At 53.2% G+C, this 2,217-nt stretch carries 3 protein-coding genes; 2 read left to right on the forward strand and 1 reads right to left on the reverse strand.

Annotation, left to right across the window (positions count from 1 at the left end; genetic code table 11):
• Positions 1–467 precede the first annotated feature (467 nt).
• Positions 468–722, forward strand: coding sequence for a hypothetical protein (locus XI05_RS00995; protein ID WP_172789739.1), 255 nt, complete (start codon positions 468–470; stop codon positions 720–722).
• A gap of 180 nt (positions 723–902) precedes the next feature.
• Positions 903–1,388 (forward strand): hypothetical protein, encoded by a 486-nt coding sequence (locus XI05_RS01000; protein ID WP_271498047.1) that lies wholly within the window; start codon positions 903–905, stop codon positions 1,386–1,388.
• A gap of 330 nt (positions 1,389–1,718) precedes the next feature.
• Here XI05_RS01000 and XI05_RS01005 read toward each other — a convergent pair.
• A partial coding sequence (locus XI05_RS01005) for a hypothetical protein (RefSeq protein WP_271498050.1) occupies positions 1,719–2,217 on the reverse strand: 499 nt, incomplete at its 5' end.

Below are 2,217 nucleotides of genomic sequence, written 5' to 3' on the forward strand. Positions count from 1 at the left end.
CTGGGCAAATCCAATGGCTTGAGCGAACTCAGAACTGGATAAAATCTGGGGGCAAGGTCACACCCAACCAGAGGGCCGGCGGTGGGGGGCGTTGCATTTTGACGAACGCCTGTGATTTAAACTCCCAAACTGGGGTGTCGGACCATTTGCCAGAACTCGCTGGTCATCAAGCGTATCTCGTGTCACAGTCAACTACCTGCTTAGGCAGTTGATCGAAGCGACAAACATAGGGCAAATCGATGCCAAGGAACGCGTTTCCGCGTCGCTAAACACCTTCACATCTGTAGTTTTCAAGCGCGGGATCGAGGCAGGTGGCTGGACGGACAAGCCGAGCGCTGGTGAATCCAGATGCATGCCATGGCTTGACGAGGGAACGCAATTTGCCGGCGAGAGCTGCCGTGTATTGACCCGTTACGACGTTCGACCGAAGCATTTCGTTCTCGGGTTGACTAGGCGAACGGAGCCTGATGCTCCTGCAATTCCATCGCGCTGCCGAAGACATGGAAATATGGAGTGCGAACAGCGACGGCTATTCGTTCGTGATCAGCTTCCAGAGCCCGACTGGTCGTGGCTTCCGCGGAAGGTCGGGCTACGTCGCGTCGTGGCGTCCGCTTGACCAGAGCCGTGGCTCGATCAGGATTCTCGGCTGGCCGCTCCAAAGCTTCGCTGAGGCCGAGAATGCGTGCAACAGTATGCTGAATTACCTTCGAGACGTGAACTGATCCGCACTCGCTGAGAATATGGAGCCTTGCCAAATGCCTCAGTCGCGAGCGCCGCCCAGGATACTCGATCGAATCTCACCGCTCACTCATTATGCAAAAGGCGTCGGAGCAATATGCTGATAGCCGATGCAGACGAAGTTGATCTTTAGGAATGGCAGTCGGGATGATGAGTTGTGTACAATGAGCAGCAGACAGCTTAAAGCTGAGTGCGACGCCGAGGAAGCCGAGGCGATTGCCGCGGCACTTGACCTCACGCTCGATGAATTGAATCAAATCGAGTATACGATAAACGAGATCGCCAACGATGATGGGCTGGTTTACGCATACGGCGTAGAAATCAAAGAAGGAGTCCCGCAGTACATCCTCGACAAGCTTGCGCCGCTGCCCAGGCGGGGCAACTTAGTGGTGATTCATGTGCGGGGATACGCCCACGACGCAGATCAAGAGGAAATTGAAATAGAGATGGCCAGGACGACCGTTTACAAAGTAAAGCTCTACAACATCGCTACAGATGAAGTGGTTATCTCCCGGCGCATGGCCACCTACGACGGGGCAGCCAAGATGGGAGGGTGGCCGGTTGAAGGCACGGGTCATGTAATTGAACTAGCTGACCTAGAACCCGGCGAGGAATGGACACCTCGCGATTTCGATCCGACCACGATATGACGGTGCTCACGACTGAGCATCTGCTCATTTGGCTAGCGAAACACATTGCCGCTGTTGCTAGCGCTGTCTTCGGATGCATGCTGGCGCTGGCCAGGCGGGCGCTTGATTACAGGCCTAGCAAAGCACCGATCCATTTGAACAGCACTGGCGCTTACGGCAAGGAATAACCATAGGCTATCGGAATATTTCCGCCGTCTGACGAAGGTACCAGGTAAACAGTTTTGCTTATGTTGATGTAAGGAAAGATCTCTACTCGCGTCGCGGCAATTAGAGAATGGTGATAAATCTCGCGTGAGGGCGAGATATGATAGAATTGCTTAAATACGGGCATTATGAGAATCGCGTTCTCCAGTAGACGCCCTTCACTGTTCCTTTGAGGTTGAAATCGGAATTCGTTAGACCAAACTCAGAGACAGTCCGGTATTCCTCTGTTCCTGGGCTTTGACTAACGTGCACCAGTGTCCCTCCCGCCTCAGTGATCCTGTAAAGTTGCGCACCCCACTTCTCGATGGGTTGGGTTCGAAATCTTAACTGCCCGGTTGCCGATGTTTGCCCTGGGGCATCACGGAACTTGAACGGTATTCCTAGCTCCTGCAGTTCGTTGTTGATCTTCGTGTAGTACTCCTTTTTTCGCTGCTTCCAATCAGATGTTAGACTGAGTTTTGTTATATCGTCGTCCGACATGCTTTGAATCGTCTTCTCTATTCCGTCGCCTTCAAAGAACACGTTTACGTTCAACAAGTCAGGAAAAGAGTGCGAGTAATCCCTGAATGCAGACGCGGCACCACACGCAACGACTACGCTGGCTCGACACCAGGAAGGGTACTGT

Origin of the sequence: Bradyrhizobium sp. CCBAU 11357 (assembly GCF_028128865.1) — a bacterium.
Lineage (GTDB): Bacteria > Pseudomonadota > Alphaproteobacteria > Rhizobiales > Xanthobacteraceae > Bradyrhizobium.